This window comes from Pseudomonas sp. R2-7-07 (genome assembly GCF_003852355.1).
GTDB lineage: Bacteria > Pseudomonadota > Gammaproteobacteria > Pseudomonadales > Pseudomonadaceae > Aquipseudomonas.
Window position 1 is genome coordinate 5,763,349 of sequence record NZ_CP027759.1, and the last position, 15,195, is coordinate 5,778,543.

A 15,195-nucleotide genomic window follows, 5' to 3' on the forward strand; every position below is an offset into this window, starting at 1 on the left:
AGACTCCTTATTGAACGGCTTTACGCGGCACCGAGGGATCGGCCGGCAAGGTAAAAGATCGCAGATCGATCGTCGGCGCACTGTCGGCGCCCAGGCGATGATCCAGAATAAGCAGTTTGGCGTGGGCCAGGCCCTGGCTGAGCTGGCCCAGGTACTGTTCCAGCACGAAAGCCCGGCCCGCTGCGGCGTAGGCTTTTTGTTCGGCAACGAAGCGCAGGTTGGCCGCCTGGGCACCGGCATTCACTTCGCGCGCGGTGGCCTGGGCCTGGTCGCGGGCGGTGCTGGCTTGCAGCAAGGCTTGGTTGGTCTGCTCGCTGGCCGCGCCACGCTCGCGGGCGATCAATGCCTGGGCGCCGATCTGCGCGGCTTGCACGCCGTGGTAGGCGTTGGCGGCGCCGGCCGGTGGGTGGATCGCTTCGACGACCGTGGCGAGGATTTCCACACCGCTGTCGAGCTTTTGCAGGTCTGCTTGTACGCTGCGGCCGATCTCGTCGGCGAGGCGGGTGCGTTGTTCGCCGAGCAATTCATCGAGGGTGCGTGAGGCAAAGTCGTGCACCAGGATGCGGCTGGCGGTGCTGCGGATCAGGGTCGGGACATCGGCGCTGTTGTAGGTGGCAGCCAGCGCGGCCTGGTCCGTCAGGCCGATGCGGTAGACGAACCGCACGTCCATGTTGACGATCTGGAAGCTCTGTTTGTCGCCACTGCTGCTGGCGATGACTTGGGACTTGTCATTCACATGGCTGGCGTCCCACAAGCGATTGGCGATCAGCGGCGCCGGGCCTTCGGCGGCGGCCAACTCGGGCGCGGCGCTTTCGCTGACGCTGGTCGCCAGCTCGTGCACCACGCCGTTCTCCACGTTCAACACGCGGCCCAGAGGCCAGGGCAACCCGACGTGCAGGCCCGGGCCGAACACTTCGACCGGTTTGCCGAAACGCTCATAAATCCCACGGCCCTGTAGAGGGACTTCATGCACGCCGGTCAGCGCCCAGCCTACCGCCAGCACCACCAGCAGCACCGGCAGGAACGCGCGACGCATGTAGGTAAACGCCCAGATCTGGCGCAGGTCGATGCCGAAGCGGTTATGCAGTTCATGCTGCAAAGCTTGCAGCGGCTGCGGCGGCCAGCGCAGCAGGCCGGCGACCACACTCTGCGCCATCAGGCGCGGTTCCAGACGCGGCTGGCGTGGGCTGAACAGTGACAGCACGCCGCGCAGCACAAACTCCAGCGCCACCAGCGCGGGCAACAGGCCGATCAGCGTCGCCAGCCGCAGCGGCCACACCGATTGCGCACCGGCAAACAACAGGCACAGCGCACTGATCACCAGGCAGGTAATCGCCACCCGGCTCAATTGCGCCAGTTGCGCGGCTTCCGGCCATTGCGCGGCGGTTTCCTGGGCCATGCGCCGCTCGAACACCAGCAAACCGAACGCCAGCGCCAAGCCCAGCGCCGCGCCGATGCTGGCGGATTGACCGACGGCTGCAGCAGGCAGCGCCAGGTTCCAGAATTCGATGACGCTGACCAGCGCCAGCAACGACCAACCGCACAGCCACAACACCGGCGCGCCGATCTGCTTGCCAATGCGCTCCACCAGACGACCGTAGCGGCCCGTATCGGCCACCGCCGCTTCAACTGCAGGTTCTTCCAATGCCTGGGCACGCCAATCGGCTACCCACCAGGCCGACTGCAACCCGGCGACCAGCACGAACAAGGCCGACGAGCAGTTGACCAAGGCCACCGGCCAGATCGATTCAGGTGCAAACAGCGCCACAAATAACGCCAGCACCCAACCGGTGACGGCCAAGGCCGTCAGGCTGATGCCGGCTTGTCTCAATCGACGGGCATGGAACAGCCCCTGCTGAAAACGCGGCAGGCCCTCAACCGAAGCACCGTCAGCTTCTAGATCCACTTGCATCCACTCAACGCCCGCTTGTACATAATTCGTTACGATATAACACGGAGCGTGAAATTTTTGTTCGCTTTTGGCTACAGCGCCGATCCCTGTGGGAGGGGGCTTGCTCCCGAGAACGGTGGGTCAGTCAGTACCTGTATCAACTGACCCGAAGCCATCGGGAGCAAGCCCCCTCCCACATTTGATCTTTGTTGTTCCAAAGATCGTGACTAAACCCCCATAAACACGCGGCATCACTGGTGCGCGCCAAAATTAATCGGCACACTCCAGAACAGTTTTTTCGCGGCTCCACGGACAGGGAAGCGCCCTCCTTCATGATCTCCATCTATCAGCTCAAACCGCGGTTCCAAAACCTGTTGCGGCCCCTCGTGCAGCGCCTTTATGACAACGGCACCACCGCCAACCAGATCACCGTGCTGGCCGGCGTGATTTCCGTGTTGGTGGGCCTGCTGATTGCCAGCTTCGCCCAGCACTTGTGGCTGTTCGCGCTGATCCCGCTGTGGATGATTGTGCGCATGGCCCTGAATGCCGTCGACGGCATGCTCGCGCGCGAGTTCGGCCAGCAATCGCGCCTGGGTGCCTACCTCAACGAACTGTGCGATGTGATCGCCGACAGCGCGCTGATCCTGCCGTTTGCGCTGATCCCCGACGTGAGCCTGGCGCCCGTGCTGTTGGTGACGCTGCTCGCGGTGTTCAGCGAATACGCCGGTGTGCTGGGGCCGATGGTGGGCGCATCGCGCCGCTATGACGGGCCGATGGGCAAAAGTGACCGGGCATTCGTGCTCGGGGTGCTGGCCACTGGCGTGGCGTTGGGCTGGTTCGGCGCCGGCTGGGTCGACACGGTGATGTGGCTGGTCGCCGCGCTGCTGGCCTACACCCTGGTCAACCGGGTGCGTCAGGGCCTCAAGGAACACTCAGACACCTCACCGATTGCATAAGGATGCTTGCGATGCGCGAACAGCAACAACACACCTTCAGCACCCATGACGGCGTCGAGCTGTTTTACCGGCACTGGCCGGCCACGGCAGGCGCCGGGCCGCGCAAGGCCATTGTGTTGTTCCACCGCGGTCATGAGCATTCAGGGCGTATCGCGCACCTGGTGGACGAACTGGGCCTGCCTGATTTTGACTTCTTCGCCTGGGACGCCCGTGGCCACGGCCAATCCCCCGGCGAGCGCGGTGACAGCCCCAGCTTCGCCACCAGCGCCCGCGATGTGCAGACCTTCTGCGACCACATCGGCGCCACCTACGGCATCGAAGAGGAAAACTTCGCAGTGATCGCCCAAAGCGTCGGCGCGGTGATCGCGGCCACCTGGGTGCATGACTACGCACCGAAGATCCGCGCCCTGGTGCTCGCCTCCCCTGCCTTCAAGGTCAAGCTGTACGTGCCCTTCGCCCGCCCGGGCCTGGCCCTGATGCGCAGGTTTCGCGGCAACTTTTTCGTCAACAGCTACGTCAAGGCCAAGTTCCTCAGCCATGATCCGGAGCGCGTGGCGTCCTACGACAGCGATCCGCTGATCACCAAGGCCATCTCGGTGAATGTGCTGCTGGGCTTGTACGAAGCGGCCGACCGGGTAGTCGCCGATGCCCAGGCCATCCAGGTGCCGACCCAGTTGCTGATCTCCGGCTCCGACTTCGTGGTGCACCGTAAACCCCAGCAGCAGTTCTTCGACCGCCTCGGCAGCCTGAAAAAAGAGCTGCATGTCCTCCCCGGTTTCTTTCACGACACCCTCGGCGAGCGTGACCGCGCCCTGGCCATCAACAGCGCCAGGCGCTTTATCCTGCAAAATTTCGCGCAGCCGCTGGACCGCGCCTCGCTGCTGGACGCCGACAAACTGGGCGCCACCTGCGCCGAATCCGAAGCCCTCGCCGCACCACTGCCGCGCAATTCTCTGCGCGATCTGTACTGGCGCATGACCCGCGCCAGCATGGGCCTGGGCAAGAACCTGTCGGAGGGGGTGAAACTGGGCTTCGACACCGGCTTCGATTCCGGCAGCACCCTGGATTACGTGTACCGCAACACGCCCACTGGCAAAGGCGCGCTGGGGCGGATGATCGACACCAACTACCTCAACTCCATTGGCTGGCGCGGCATTCGCCAGCGCAAGCTGAACGTCGAAGAACTGCTACGCCTGGCCATGGCCAGATTGCGTGCGGACGAGCGCGAAGTGCGCATCGTCGATATCGCTGCTGGCCACGGTCGTTACATTCTGGAAGCTTTGCAGGGTGTGTCGCCGCTGCCGGAATCGATCCTGCTGCGCGACTACAGCGACATCAACGTGCGCGACGGTGGCGCCTTGATCCGTGAAAAGGGCCTGGACGATATCGCCCAGTTCATCAAAGCCGATGCATTTGATCGGGCGAACCTTGCCGCACTGGAGCCGAAGCCGACGCTGGCGGTGGTGTCCGGGCTGTATGAATTGTTTGTCGATAACGCCATGGTCGGCGGTTCGCTGGCGGGCCTCGCCGAAGCGGTTGAGCCCGGCGGTTATCTGGTCTACACCGGCCAACCGTGGCACCCGCAGCTGGAACTGATCGCCCGCGCCTTGACCAGCCACCGCCAGGGCCAGGCCTGGGTGATGCGTCGGCGCAGTCAGGCGGAAATGGACCAACTGGTGGAGGCGGCGGGCTTTCGCAAGATCACCCAGCGTGTGGATGAGTGGGGCATTTTCACCGTGTCCCTGGCACAGAAGATCTGAGCATGCGCGAACCCGGCTTGTTCAAACCGGCGCTGCTGTGGCTGCTGCTGTTGGCGCCGCTGTTTTTCAGCACCTACGGCCTCGCTACTTGGGTCACCAACCAGCGCAGCGATGTGGGCACGCTGGTGTTCGGCTGGGAAACCCATATGCCGTTCTGGGCCTGGACCATCGTGCCCTATTGGTCCATCGACCTGCTCTACGGGTTCTCGCTGTTGCTGCCGAGCACCCGCCACGAACTCAAGCAGCATGCCCTGCGCCTGCTGACGGCCCAGGTGATAGCCGTCAGTTGCTTCCTGATCTGGCCGCTGCGCTTCACCTTCGAACGGCCGGAACTGGATGGCGTGTTCGGCTGGTTGTTTGCCGTGCTGGCCGGCTTCGACAAGCCCTTCAACCAGGCGCCCTCACTGCATATCGCGCTGCTCGTGATCCTGTGGGTCATGTACCAGCGGCATACCCAAGGTTTTTGGCGCTGGGTGGTGCACGGCTGGTTTGCGCTGATCGGTATTTCCGTACTGACCACTTATCAACATCACTTTGTCGACTTACCCACAGGCGCCCTCGCGGGGTGGTTGTGCGTGTGGTTATGGCCGCTGGAACACGCCAGCCCGCTGCTCAATGCCCGACTTACGCGCGACTCTAAACGCCGTTGGCTGGGTGCGCGCTACGCCCTTGGCGCGCTGGCGCTGATGCTGCTCGCGCTGGCTTTGGGCGGTTGGGGGTTATGGTTGCTGTGGCCGGCGGTGTCCCTCGCGCTGGTCGCAGCAAATTACTGGCTGCTGGGTGCCGAGGGCTTTCAGAAACGCAACAATGGCCAGCTGACGCCTGCTGCGCGTTGGCTGTATGCGCCTTATCTGGTCGCCGCCTGGATCAATTCGCGGCTGTGGACACGCCGGCATCCACAGCCTGAGCTGATTGTGGATAACGTCTGGCTGGGGCGAATTCCTACATCGAGCGAGCAGCAGTCTTTCAAGGCCATCGTCGATCTCTGCGCCGAATTGCCGATTAATCCACAGGGTCGTAGCTATCACTGCATTCCTGTTGTGGACTTGATCGCGCCCACCTCCGCCGAATGCCTGCAAGCCGCCAAGGCCATCGAACGCCTGCGCTTGGACGGCCCGTTGCTGGTGTGCTGCGCCCTGGGCTACTCGCGCAGCGCCACGGCCATTGCCGCCTGGCTGTTGCACAGCGGACGCGCGACGACGGTGGATCAAGCGCTGGCTATTATTCGTACAGCGCGGGCCCGTGTGGTCCTGCATCCCGCACATCGTCTCGCCTTGGAGGGTTTGCCCCATGCCTGCTGATATGGAACTGCAAGTCGTCGCCAGCCTGCTGCGCCGTGGCCGTTCGCTGGATCAGTTATCCACAGGCCTTACAGTGGCCGGCGTGTTGTTCGGTGTGGCCCAACTGTTGATGGCGAGTGTTTCAACGGTCTGCCTGCTGCTGGCCTTGTGGATGATCATCCTGGGCCTTGCGCAAAAATACTGGGCCCTGCGCGTTGCGTTCGACGCCGATCTGTTTGCCCTGCTCGCCCGCGACGTCGAGCGCACCGCAGACCTTGACCAAGCCCTGCAGACCCTGGGCTTGCAATCGGCCAAACGCGCCGGCCGGCCTTGGGCCGAACGCCGTCGTGGCGCCCTCAAATTGCTGCGCAAACAGGCCTGGTTGCTCGGCGCGCAAGCGCTGCTGACCCTGTGCGTGCTGCTTGCCAGCCCTTGGCTACCTTTCGCCGAATAAGGAATTCCCATGTTCGAACCCGTGGTCGCCACGCTGATTACTTCCATGGCCCGCACTGTCACCGGCGCCCGCAGCCTGTGGCTGGGTTGCGCGCCCGTGCCGGTGCAACGCATCTATTTCGCCAATCACAGCAGCCACGGCGACTTCGTGTTGGTGTGGGCGTCGCTGCCGCAGAACCTGCGCAAATTCACCCGCCCTGTGGCCGGCAGCGATTACTGGAATAAAAGCGCGCTGCGCCGCTACATCATCAACCGCGTGTTCAACGGCGTGCTGATTGATCGCGAGCGCAAAGAGCCTGTGGATAACCCGCTGCAGCCAATGCTCGCTGCGTTGGAAGGCGGCGACTCGCTGATCATCTTTCCTGAAGGCACGCGCAATCTGGAGGACGGCTTGCTGCCGTTCAAGAGCGGTCTCTACCACTTGGCAAACAGTTACCCACAGGCTGAGCTAATTCCGGTGTGGATAGCCAACCTTAACCGCGTCATGCCCAAGGGCCGTGTCTTGCCATTGCCATTGTTATGCACAACCAGCTTCGGCGCTCCGCTGCAATTGGAAGAAGGCGAAGACAAAGCCGCGTTCCTTGCCCGCACCCGTGACGCCCTGCTCGCCCTTGCCCCGGAGCATTCCTGAGATGGATAGCCAGACCTTGATGTTATTCGGCGGGATCGGCGCGATTCTGGTCACCGCCTCGCTGATCGGCCTGATCCTGAAGCTGCGCACCCGTGGCACCCCCAATGCGGTGATCGACAACCTCAATGCCCGCATCAACGCCTGGTGGGTGATGGTGGTGGTGATCGGTGTCGCCTTCTGGCTCGGCACCGGCGCAGTGATCCTGCTGTTCTATGCGGTGTCCTTCTATGCCTTGCGCGAATTTCTCACCCTCACGCCGACCCGGCGCAGCGACTACCCGGCCCTGGTCGCGGCGTTCTACCTCGCCCTCCCGCTGCAGTACGTGCTGATCTATGCCGACTGGTACGGACTGTTCTCGATCTTCATCCCGGTCTACGTGTTCCTGCTGCTGCCGATACTCGCCTCCCTGGGTGGCGACAGCACCCACTTCCTGGAGCGCGCATCCAAGGTGCAATGGGGCCTGATGATCGCGGTGTTCTGCGTGTCGTTCGTGCCGGCGTTGCTGACCTTGGACATCCCGGGTTATGAAGGCCGTAACCTGCTGCTGATCGCCTACCTGGTGATCGTGGTGCAACTGTCGGACGTGTTGCAGTACGTGTGCGGCAAGCTGTTCGGCAAACACAAGATCGCGCCCAACCTCTCGCCGTCCAAAACCGTGGAAGGTTTTGTCGGCGGGATCCTGCTGTCCTCCCTGATCGGTGCCGCGCTGTGGTGGACCACGCCGTTCAATCCCTGGCAGTCGTTTTTGATCGCGCTGTTGATCAACCTGCTGGGCTTTGCCGGCGGGATCGTGATGTCGGCGATCAAGCGCGATCGCGGCGTGAAGGATTGGGGGCACATGATCGAAGGGCACGGCGGCATGCTGGATCGGCTGGATTCGGTGTGCTTTGCGGCGCCGATCTTCTTCCACCTGGTGCGTTACTGGTGGACCTGACCTACCCCTTTCTCAAAACCAATGAAGATCAAACTGTGGGAGGGGGCTTGCCCCCGATGGCGGTGTGACAGTCACCGAATAGGTTGGCTGATACACCGCAATCGAGGGCAAGCCCCCTCCCACCTTGGTTTTGTGGTGCTTTCCGGGTTTAGGCAAAGTCGGATCCTGGTCACTTGAAACACAGTTCATAAACCGCGCTTCCACGCTTGGCCTATTACGGCTGGGTTCGGTTGATCCCAGGATTCAGCCAGCACCCTCATGGAGTCGAATCATGTTTGCTGGTTTCCAGAAACAACAGCGCCAGGTCAATGGCCTGAACATCAGCTATCGCATCGGTGGATCCGGCCCCGCGCTGTTGCTGTTGCACCCTTCCCCTAACGCCTCCGTCACGATCCCAGGCGACGGTTCACCATCTCGGTCAAGCGCTCGCCGACGCGCTCAATCCCTCTGTTTTGCGCCACCACCTGGGCACCTTCCATGAGTAAGGTCAGTTCCTCGGCCACCTGCTCCGGCTCGCTCAATGCCATGGCGGTGCAGAGCGCAAGCAGCCGCGCGAATTGCCGTTGCTTGTGCGCCTGGATCAGCAACCGGGCGGGGTGCTCAGCCTCTGGCAACTCGGCCAAGGTATTGGTGAACGGGCAGCCCCGATAATCCGAGCATTGCAGGTCAGTCACGATGAACTCAAGAAAGCCCAGCAGTTGCTTGCGCGGTGAATCCGGGTGCTCCGATGCCAGTCGGTCGAAGACATCGCCATAGCTTTCGGTCAACTGCTCAAGCCATTCCAGCACCAGCGCATCCTTGTTCTCGAAATGCCGGTAGACGGTCATTTTCGTCGAGGCAGCCAGCTCGGCGATGGCGTCCATGCTGACGCGTGTGATGCCCTGCTCCCGGAACAGCACCTTGGCAGCATCGATGATGCGTTCCCTGGGCGGCAGTTGGGGTGTCCGTTGTGGGCGCATGAATAAACTCCGCTTGACAGCGATACCGGCAAGTATCGCATGATACTGGTAGGTATCGTCAGATACCATCCAGTATCGATCATACTCAATGGGAGACTGCCATGCACCTGTCCGACTACGCTGTTCACGATGCTACGGGTCTGAGTCAACTGATCCAGGCCAAACAGGTCAGCCCAAGCGAGGTGCGTGCGGCGGCCTTCCAAGCCATCGAGGCCTTCAATCCGCAAATTAATGCACTGGTTGAAACCTGGAACGATGAGCCAGCCCCCCACGCGGGAGTGTTTTCAGGCGTGCCCGTGCTGATCAAGGACCTGGGCATTACCGCCAAGGGGCGTCGCAACGAACTGGGCAGTGCGTTGGCACTCGGCTGCACGGCCGAAGGCGATTCACAGCTCATGAGTCGTTTGCGTTTCGCCGGACTTCTGCCGCTTGGCAGGACCACCACACCGGAGTTCGCCGCAAGCACCACCACCGAAAGCCGACTTCATGGGCCCACCCGTAATCCCTGGGATGTGACACGAAGCGCCGGGGGCTCAAGTGGCGGTGCGGCAGCCGCCGTCGCGGCCGGCATGGTACCCATCGCTCACGCAACCGATGGCGGCGGCTCCATCCGGGTACCCGCGTCGCTGTGTGGCCTGTTCGGCTTGAAACCCAGCCGCGGGCGAGTGCCCATGGGGCCGGATGTGGATGAAGTCTGGAGCGGCCTTGCGGTACACGGCGTGCTGACGCGCTCGGTGCGTGACAGTGCGGCCTTGCTGGACGCTGTGCATGGCAGCGCAGTCGGTGACCCGTTCCACATTCCGTCGCCGCTGACCAGCTTTCTGGAACAATCCCGGCGTGAGCCCCACTCATTGCGTATCGGTGTGCACACCCGCCCGCTCAATGGCCAAGCGCTGCACCCAGCGGTGAAAACTGCATTGGAGCAGACGATGCGCCATCTTGAGGCGCTTGGGCACCAGGTTGAGGACGTCGAGCCGGATATTGGCGTGAGCTGGGAGGCCTTTGTCGAGCTGAATGGGCGCTTCTGGTCGTCCAATACCGCCGCCTGGATCGACGCCATTGCAGCCGCAACCGGACGTAGTATCAATGCTGAACACCTTGAGCCCGCTACCTTGGCGCTGTACCGATACGGCAAGACGCTAAGTGCCACCGAACTGTTGGGTGCGTTGCACGAACGCAATATTGTCGCCCGAACGCTCGGCGGTTTTTTCGAGGATTACGATCTGCTGCTGTCACCCACCTTGCCAGGCTTGGCACCGATGATCGGCCAATACAATGCACAGCAAGCGCACCTGGACGGACGAGGCTGGATGAACCATGTGTTCAACCAGTCACCGTTCACCGCGCTGGCGAATGTCACCGGCGCGCCGGCCATGTCGGTTCCGCTGTCACAAGACCCTAAAACCGGTTTGCCTATTGGCATGCAGTTCATGGGCAAGTTCGGCGCTGAGGGCGTGTTGCTGGGGTTGGCTGGGCAGCTTGAACGTGAGTTTGCGTGGGCCGATCGGCGGCCGGGCGTGTGGGCGGGTAAGCTCTGATAGACGCTTGAACGGGCGCGGTATAGGTGGCGTTCTCAGGTTTTTCGCGAGCAAGCTCGCTCCTACAGTAAATGCGGTGCAACCTTGTCCTGAACTACGGGCTCTTTAAGCAGTGATCTCGACATAGCTAGACTCTCCGCCTCCTGTCGCACCCGATAGCCAGCCCCAAACAAAACTCAGCGTCGTGTGCCCGGCGTGATCCACGCCTACCGTGCCACGTGACCACCCGGCAAGCAGTTCCCCTTCCAGGGTCAGGCACTGATACAGCAGCTCAATGGTATCTGGACCGGTCACCCGTCCGACTTGAGTACCCAGGCGAATCCGGCCCCCCTGGTAAGTGCTCGAAATCGCGTCATCTTCGACTTGGTAATGAAATACGGTGCCGGTGCCGGACAGTCCCTGAGCGTTGTCGGCGACTACAAACCGGCGATTATGCAGACGTGCGTAGACAGTGGAATTTTGCATCAGTCAGCCTCCTTGATTGAGCGAATCCAGAACGTAAAAAGGGGCTGTCGAAACAGCCCCTTTCGGTACGCCAGTCAGGTTTACTCCACCGTCACCGACTTCGCCAGGTTGCGCGGCTGATCAACGTCAGTGCCTTTAAGCACGGCAACGTAGTACGACAGCAACTGCAGCGGGATGGTGTAGAGGATCGGCGACAGGGTGTCGTGAATGTGCGGCATGTTGATGACGTGAGTGCCTTCACCGTTGGTCATCCCGGCCTTTTCGTCGGCAAACACGATCAGTTGGCCGCCACGGGCGCGCACTTCCTGCAGATTGGACTTGAGCTTTTCCAGCAGCTCATTGTTCGGCGCCACGGTGACCACCGGCATATCGTCATCCACCAAGGCCAACGGGCCGTGTTTCAGCTCGCCGGCTGGATAGGCTTCGGCGTGGATGTACGAGATTTCCTTGAGCTTGAGCGAACCTTCCATCGCCACTGGGTACTGCGCGCCACGGCCGAGGAACAGGGTGTGGTTTTTGTCGGCAAACAGCTCGGCGACCTTTTCCACGGTGCTGTCCATGGCCAGGGCTTCACCCAGGCGGGTCGGCAGGCGGCGCAGTTCTTCCACCAGGGTGGCTTCAATGCCTTCGGCCAGGGTGCCGCGCACTTGGCCGAGGGACAAGGTCAGCAGCAACAGGCCGACCAGCTGGGTGGTGAAGGCTTTGGTCGACGCTACGCCGATTTCGCGACCGGCCTGGGTCAGCAGGGTCAGATCGGATTCACGCACCAGGGAACTGATGCTGACGTTGCAGATTGCCAGGCTGGCGAGGAAGCCAAGCTCTTTGGCATTGCGCAGGGCGGCCAGGGTGTCGGCGGTTTCGCCGGACTGGGAGATGGTCACGAACAGGGTGTCTGGCTGCACCACCACCTTGCGGTAGCGGAATTCGCTGGCGACTTCGACCTGGCACGGGATGCCGGCCAGTTCTTCCAGCCAGTAACGCGCAACCATGCCGGCGTGGTAGCTGGTGCCGCAGGCGACGATCTGCACGTTGCGCACTTTGGCGAACAGCTCGGCGGCTTGTGGGCCGAAGGCGTTGACCAATACTTGGTTCTGGCTCAGGCGACCTTCCAGGGTGCGCTGCACCACAGACGGCTGCTCGTGGATTTCCTTGAGCATGAAGTGGCGGAACTCGCCCTTGTCGGCGGCTTCGGCACCGTCGCGGTATTGCACGGCTTCGCGCTCGACGGACTGACCGTTCACGTCCCAGATCTGCACGCTTTCACGGCGGATATCGGCGATGTCGCCTTCTTCCAGGTACATGAAGCGGTCGGTGACCTGGCGCAAGGCGAGTTGGTCGGAGGCCAGGAAGTTTTCCCCCAGGCCCAGGCCGATCACCAATGGGCTGCCGCTGCGTGCGGCAACCAGGCGGTCAGGCTGGCTGGCGCTGATCACGGCCAGGCCGTAGGCGCCGTGCAGTTCCTTGACCGTGGCCTTGAGGGCGGTGGTCAGGTCGCTGTGGTCCTTGAGCTTGTGGTTGAGCAGGTGGGCGATGACTTCGGTGTCGGTGTCCGAAGTGAACACATAGCCCAGGCCCTTGAGTTGGTCGCGCAGTGCTTCGTGGTTTTCGATGATGCCGTTGTGCACCACCGCCAGGTCACCCGAGAAGTGTGGGTGAGCGTTACGCTCGCACGGCGCACCGTGGGTGGCCCAACGGGTGTGGGCGATACCCAGGCGCCCAACCAGCGGCTCGCCGGCCAGGGCCTGGTCCAACTCGCTGACTTTGCCCGGACGGCGCATACGTTCGAGCTTGCCGGCGTTGGTGAAGACGGCCACACCGGCGCTGTCATAGCCGCGGTATTCCAGGCGCTTGAGGCCTTCGAGCAGGATGGCAGTTACGTTACGTTCGGCGACTGCGCCAACAATTCCACACATGGTATTTCTCCTAGATGACTGCCGCGCATATCAGCGTAATGCCGCGGGCTTGGATCTGGTCGCGGGCCTCAAGCGGCAGGCGATCATCGGTGATAAGGGTATGGACGCTGCTCCAGGGCAGTTCCAGGTTGGGAATCTTGCGGCCTATCTTGTCGGATTCGACCATCACCACCACTTCGCGAGCGACCTCAGCCATGACGCGGCTCAGGCCCAATAACTCGTTGAACGTGGTGGTACCGCGCTGCAGATCGATGCCGTCGGCGCCGATGAACAGTTGATCGAAATCGTAGGAGCGCAGCACCTGCTCGGCGACCTGGCCCTGGAACGAATCCGAATGCGGGTCCCAGGTGCCGCCGGTCATCAGCAGCACCGGTTCATGCTCCAGCTCGCTCAAGGCGCGGGCCACGTTCAGGGAATTGGTCATGACCACCAGGCCGGGTTGATGGCCCAGTTCAGGGATCATCGCGGCGGTGGTGCTGCCGCTGTCGATGATGATGCGCGCGTGCTCACGCAACCGCGCCACGGCCGCACGGGCGATGGCGCGCTTGTAGGCCGAGACCGGTTGAGCCGCGTCGCCCACCAATTCCTGAGGCATGGTAATCGCGCCACCGTAGCGGCGCAGGAGCAGGCCATTGCTTTCGAGGGCGGCCAGGTCCTTGCGGATGGTCACCTCCGAAGTTTCGAAACGCTTGGCCAGTTCGTCCACGCTGACTTCGCCCTGTTCATTGAGCAAGGTCAGGATATTGTGGCGACGTTGGGGGGTATTTCGTTTCGACATGGCGATGGTAAGTTTCGGTTCGAAAGATAACGAAGGCAATCAAAACCTATTCGGAACTCATCGTCAAGCGTTTGGAACAGATTCTTCAGACGACACGGGCAAATGTGGGAGGGGGCTTGCTCCCGATGGCGGTGGTTCAGCCTGAAAAATCATCGACTGAAAGTCCGCTATCGGGGGCAAGCCCCCTCCCACATTTGGATATCATTGCTGCTGGAGCTGTGGATAACTCAGGTCTTATTGATTTTGACCGGGCGCTTCCAGCCGTCGATGTTGCGCTGGCGGGCGCGGGCGACTGCCAGTTGGGACTTATCCACATCCTGGTTGATGGTTGAGCCCGCAGCGGTGTTGGAACCATCATCGATAGTGACGGGTGCAACCAGCGAGTTGTTGGAGCCGATGAACACGTCCTCGCCAATGGTGGTCTGGTGCTTATTGGCGCCGTCGTAGTTACAGGTGATCGTGCCAGCGCCAACGTTGGTGCGCGCACCGATCACCGCATCGCCCAGGTAGGTGAGATGCCCAACCTTGGCGCCTTCGCCAAGGTGAGCATTTTTCAGTTCGACAAAGTTACCCACATGGGCCTTGGCTTCCAGCACGCTGCCAGGACGCAAACGCGCAAACGGACCGGCATCGCTGCCCTCGCCCATTACCGCGCCGTCGATATGACTGTTGGCCTTGACCACGACACCTTTGCGCAGCGTGCTGTCCTTGATCACGCAGTTCGGGCCGATCACCACGCCGTCTTCGATGATCACACGGCCCTCGAGGATCACGTTGATGTCGATCAGCACGTCGCGGCCGACCGTCACTTCACCGCGAACGTCGAAACGCGCCGGGTCACGCAGGGTTACGCCCTGGGCCATCAGGCGGCGCCCTTCACGCAGCTGATAGTGGCGCTCCAACTCGGCCAGTTGCTTACGGTCGTTGGCGCCCTGCACTTCCATCGGGTCGTGGGGCTGTTCGGTGGCGACCACCAGGCCGTCACTGACTGCCATCTCGATGACGTCGGTGAGGTAGTACTCGCCTTGGGCGTTGTTGTTGGACAAGCGGCTCATCCAGTCGGCGAGGCGATTGGCCGGCACCGCGAGAATCCCAGTGTTGCCTTCGGTGATGGCGCGCTGGGCTTCACTGGCGTCCTTGTGCTCGACGATAGCCGCGACCTTGCCCTCGGCGTCACGCACGATGCGCCCGTAGCCGGTGGGGTCGTCCAGCTCGACGGTGAGCAGGCCCATCTGGCCAGGCACCACATGCTTGAGCAGGCGTTGCAGGGTTTCCACTTCGATCAGCGGCACATCACCGTACAGGATCAGCACGGTGTCAGCGGTAATGAACGGCACCGCTTGCGCGGTGGCATGGCCGGTGCCCAGTTGCTTGTCCTGCAAGACGAAATTCAAGTCGTCTGCGGCCAGACGCTCACGTACAACATCTGCACCGTGCCCGATGACTACATGAATGCGCTGCGGGTCCAACTGCCGGGCACTGTGGATAACATGGCCAAGCATGGAATTGCCTGCGACCGGGTGCAGCACCTTGGGCAGGGCCGAGCGCATGCGGGTGCCCTGGCCAGCGGCGAGAATTACGATTTCAAGAGACATGAATGGCTACCAATCCTGGGCGGTCCGGCTTCAGACCAAAGA

The 15,195-nt window shown here is 62.1% G+C and carries 13 protein-coding genes and 1 pseudogene; 8 read left to right on the forward strand and 6 right to left on the reverse strand.

Translation table 11 applies throughout. The annotated features are described in order from the left end of the window. Positions 1-7 precede the first annotated feature (7 nt). The gene (gene hflK / locus C4J86_RS26600) at positions 8-1,912 is read right to left on the reverse strand and encodes a protease modulator HflK (protein WP_124372347.1); all 1,905 of its coding nucleotides are present in this window, start codon (positions 1,910-1,912) and stop codon (positions 8-10) included. Positions 1,913-2,223: 311 nt separating this feature from the next. Between hflK and C4J86_RS26605 the strand changes: the two genes are divergently transcribed. From C4J86_RS26605 to C4J86_RS27200, 7 genes and pseudogenes are all read left to right on the forward strand, one after another. Continuing rightward, positions 2,224-2,847 (forward strand): CDP-alcohol phosphatidyltransferase family protein, encoded by a 624-nt coding sequence (locus C4J86_RS26605; protein WP_124365060.1) that lies wholly within the window; start codon positions 2,224-2,226, stop codon positions 2,845-2,847. Positions 2,848-2,858: 11 nt separating this feature from the next. Further along, a complete protein-coding gene (locus tag C4J86_RS26610; protein WP_124372348.1) occupies positions 2,859-4,607 on the forward strand; it encodes a bifunctional alpha/beta hydrolase/class I SAM-dependent methyltransferase in 1,749 nt (582 codons plus the stop codon). Positions 4,608-4,609: 2 nt separating this feature from the next. Continuing rightward, positions 4,610-5,908, forward strand: coding sequence for a phosphatase PAP2/dual specificity phosphatase family protein (locus C4J86_RS26615; RefSeq protein ID WP_124372349.1), 1,299 nt, complete (start codon positions 4,610-4,612; stop codon positions 5,906-5,908). Then, positions 5,898-6,341 (forward strand): hypothetical protein, encoded by a 444-nt coding sequence (locus C4J86_RS26620; protein ID WP_124372350.1) that lies wholly within the window; start codon positions 5,898-5,900, stop codon positions 6,339-6,341. Before C4J86_RS26615 ends, C4J86_RS26620 begins: the two co-directional genes overlap by 11 nt. A gap of 9 nt (positions 6,342-6,350) precedes the next feature. Then, the gene (locus C4J86_RS26625) at positions 6,351-6,971 is read left to right on the forward strand and encodes a 1-acyl-sn-glycerol-3-phosphate acyltransferase (RefSeq protein WP_124365064.1); all 621 of its coding nucleotides are present in this window, start codon (positions 6,351-6,353) and stop codon (positions 6,969-6,971) included. 1 nt (position 6,972) lies between these two features. Beyond that, positions 6,973-7,905, forward strand: coding sequence for a phosphatidate cytidylyltransferase (locus C4J86_RS26630; RefSeq protein ID WP_124368904.1), 933 nt, complete (start codon positions 6,973-6,975; stop codon positions 7,903-7,905). A 271-nt stretch (positions 7,906-8,176) separates the two neighbouring features. Next, positions 8,177-8,293, forward strand: a pseudogene (locus tag C4J86_RS27200) (alpha/beta hydrolase); the annotation flags it as partial. On the opposite strand, the gene C4J86_RS26640 reads toward C4J86_RS27200, so the two are convergent. Next, positions 8,292-8,864, reverse strand: coding sequence for a TetR/AcrR family transcriptional regulator (locus tag C4J86_RS26640; RefSeq protein ID WP_124372351.1), 573 nt, complete (start codon positions 8,862-8,864; stop codon positions 8,292-8,294). The pseudogene C4J86_RS27200 and the gene C4J86_RS26640 sit on opposite strands and share 2 nt — an antisense overlap. A gap of 101 nt (positions 8,865-8,965) precedes the next feature. Here C4J86_RS26640 and C4J86_RS26645 point away from each other — a divergent pair, with 101 nt between their 5' ends. Then, positions 8,966-10,402: an amidase gene (locus tag C4J86_RS26645; RefSeq protein ID WP_124372352.1), complete on the forward strand. Its 1,437-nt coding sequence runs from the start codon at positions 8,966-8,968 to the stop codon at positions 10,400-10,402. A 105-nt stretch (positions 10,403-10,507) separates the two neighbouring features. Here C4J86_RS26645 and C4J86_RS26650 read toward each other — a convergent pair whose 3' ends face one another. The 4 genes from C4J86_RS26650 to glmU all read right to left on the reverse strand — a co-directional run bounded on the left by C4J86_RS26650 (position 10,508) and on the right by glmU (position 15,153). Beyond that, entirely contained in the window at positions 10,508-10,867 is a 360-nt protein-coding gene (locus C4J86_RS26650; protein ID WP_124372353.1) for a hypothetical protein, read from the reverse strand. An 80-nt stretch (positions 10,868-10,947) separates the two neighbouring features. Next, a complete protein-coding gene (gene glmS, locus C4J86_RS26655) occupies positions 10,948-12,780 on the reverse strand; it encodes a glutamine--fructose-6-phosphate transaminase (isomerizing) (RefSeq protein WP_124372354.1) in 1,833 nt (610 codons plus the stop codon). Between the two features lie 10 nt (positions 12,781-12,790). Then, a complete protein-coding gene (locus C4J86_RS26660; RefSeq protein ID WP_124368911.1) occupies positions 12,791-13,558 on the reverse strand; it encodes a DeoR/GlpR family DNA-binding transcription regulator in 768 nt (255 codons plus the stop codon). A gap of 227 nt (positions 13,559-13,785) precedes the next feature. Next, positions 13,786-15,153: a bifunctional UDP-N-acetylglucosamine diphosphorylase/glucosamine-1-phosphate N-acetyltransferase GlmU gene (gene glmU, locus C4J86_RS26665; RefSeq protein ID WP_124372355.1), complete on the reverse strand. Its 1,368-nt coding sequence runs from the start codon at positions 15,151-15,153 to the stop codon at positions 13,786-13,788. Positions 15,154-15,195: the final 42 nt, after the last annotated feature.

What these genes read in the sequence shown, in the direction of transcription:
- C4J86_RS26660 (WP_124368911.1), bottom strand. Translation starts at nt 13,558, where the DNA reads ATGTCGAAACGAAATACCCCCCAACGTCGCCACAATATCCTGACCTTG.
- C4J86_RS26610 (WP_124372348.1), top strand. Translation starts at nt 2,859, where the DNA reads ATGCGCGAACAGCAACAACACACCTTCAGCACCCATGACGGCGTCGAG.
- glmS (WP_124372354.1), bottom strand. Translation starts at nt 12,780, where the DNA reads ATGTGTGGAATTGTTGGCGCAGTCGCCGAACGTAACGTAACTGCCATC.
- C4J86_RS26625 (WP_124365064.1), top strand. Translation starts at nt 6,351, where the DNA reads ATGTTCGAACCCGTGGTCGCCACGCTGATTACTTCCATGGCCCGCACT.
- C4J86_RS26650 (WP_124372353.1), bottom strand. Translation starts at nt 10,867, where the DNA reads ATGCAAAATTCCACTGTCTACGCACGTCTGCATAATCGCCGGTTTGTA.
- C4J86_RS26640 (WP_124372351.1), bottom strand. Translation starts at nt 8,864, where the DNA reads ATGCGCCCACAACGGACACCCCAACTGCCGCCCAGGGAACGCATCATC.
- glmU (WP_124372355.1), bottom strand. Translation starts at nt 15,153, where the DNA reads ATGTCTCTTGAAATCGTAATTCTCGCCGCTGGCCAGGGCACCCGCATG.
- C4J86_RS26605 (WP_124365060.1), top strand. Translation starts at nt 2,224, where the DNA reads ATGATCTCCATCTATCAGCTCAAACCGCGGTTCCAAAACCTGTTGCGG.
- hflK (WP_124372347.1), bottom strand. Translation starts at nt 1,912, where the DNA reads ATGCAAGTGGATCTAGAAGCTGACGGTGCTTCGGTTGAGGGCCTGCCG.
- C4J86_RS26645 (WP_124372352.1), top strand. Translation starts at nt 8,966, where the DNA reads ATGCACCTGTCCGACTACGCTGTTCACGATGCTACGGGTCTGAGTCAA.
- C4J86_RS26620 (WP_124372350.1), top strand. Translation starts at nt 5,898, where the DNA reads ATGCCTGCTGATATGGAACTGCAAGTCGTCGCCAGCCTGCTGCGCCGT.
- C4J86_RS26630 (WP_124368904.1), top strand. Translation starts at nt 6,973, where the DNA reads ATGGATAGCCAGACCTTGATGTTATTCGGCGGGATCGGCGCGATTCTG.
- C4J86_RS26615 (WP_124372349.1), top strand. Translation starts at nt 4,610, where the DNA reads ATGCGCGAACCCGGCTTGTTCAAACCGGCGCTGCTGTGGCTGCTGCTG.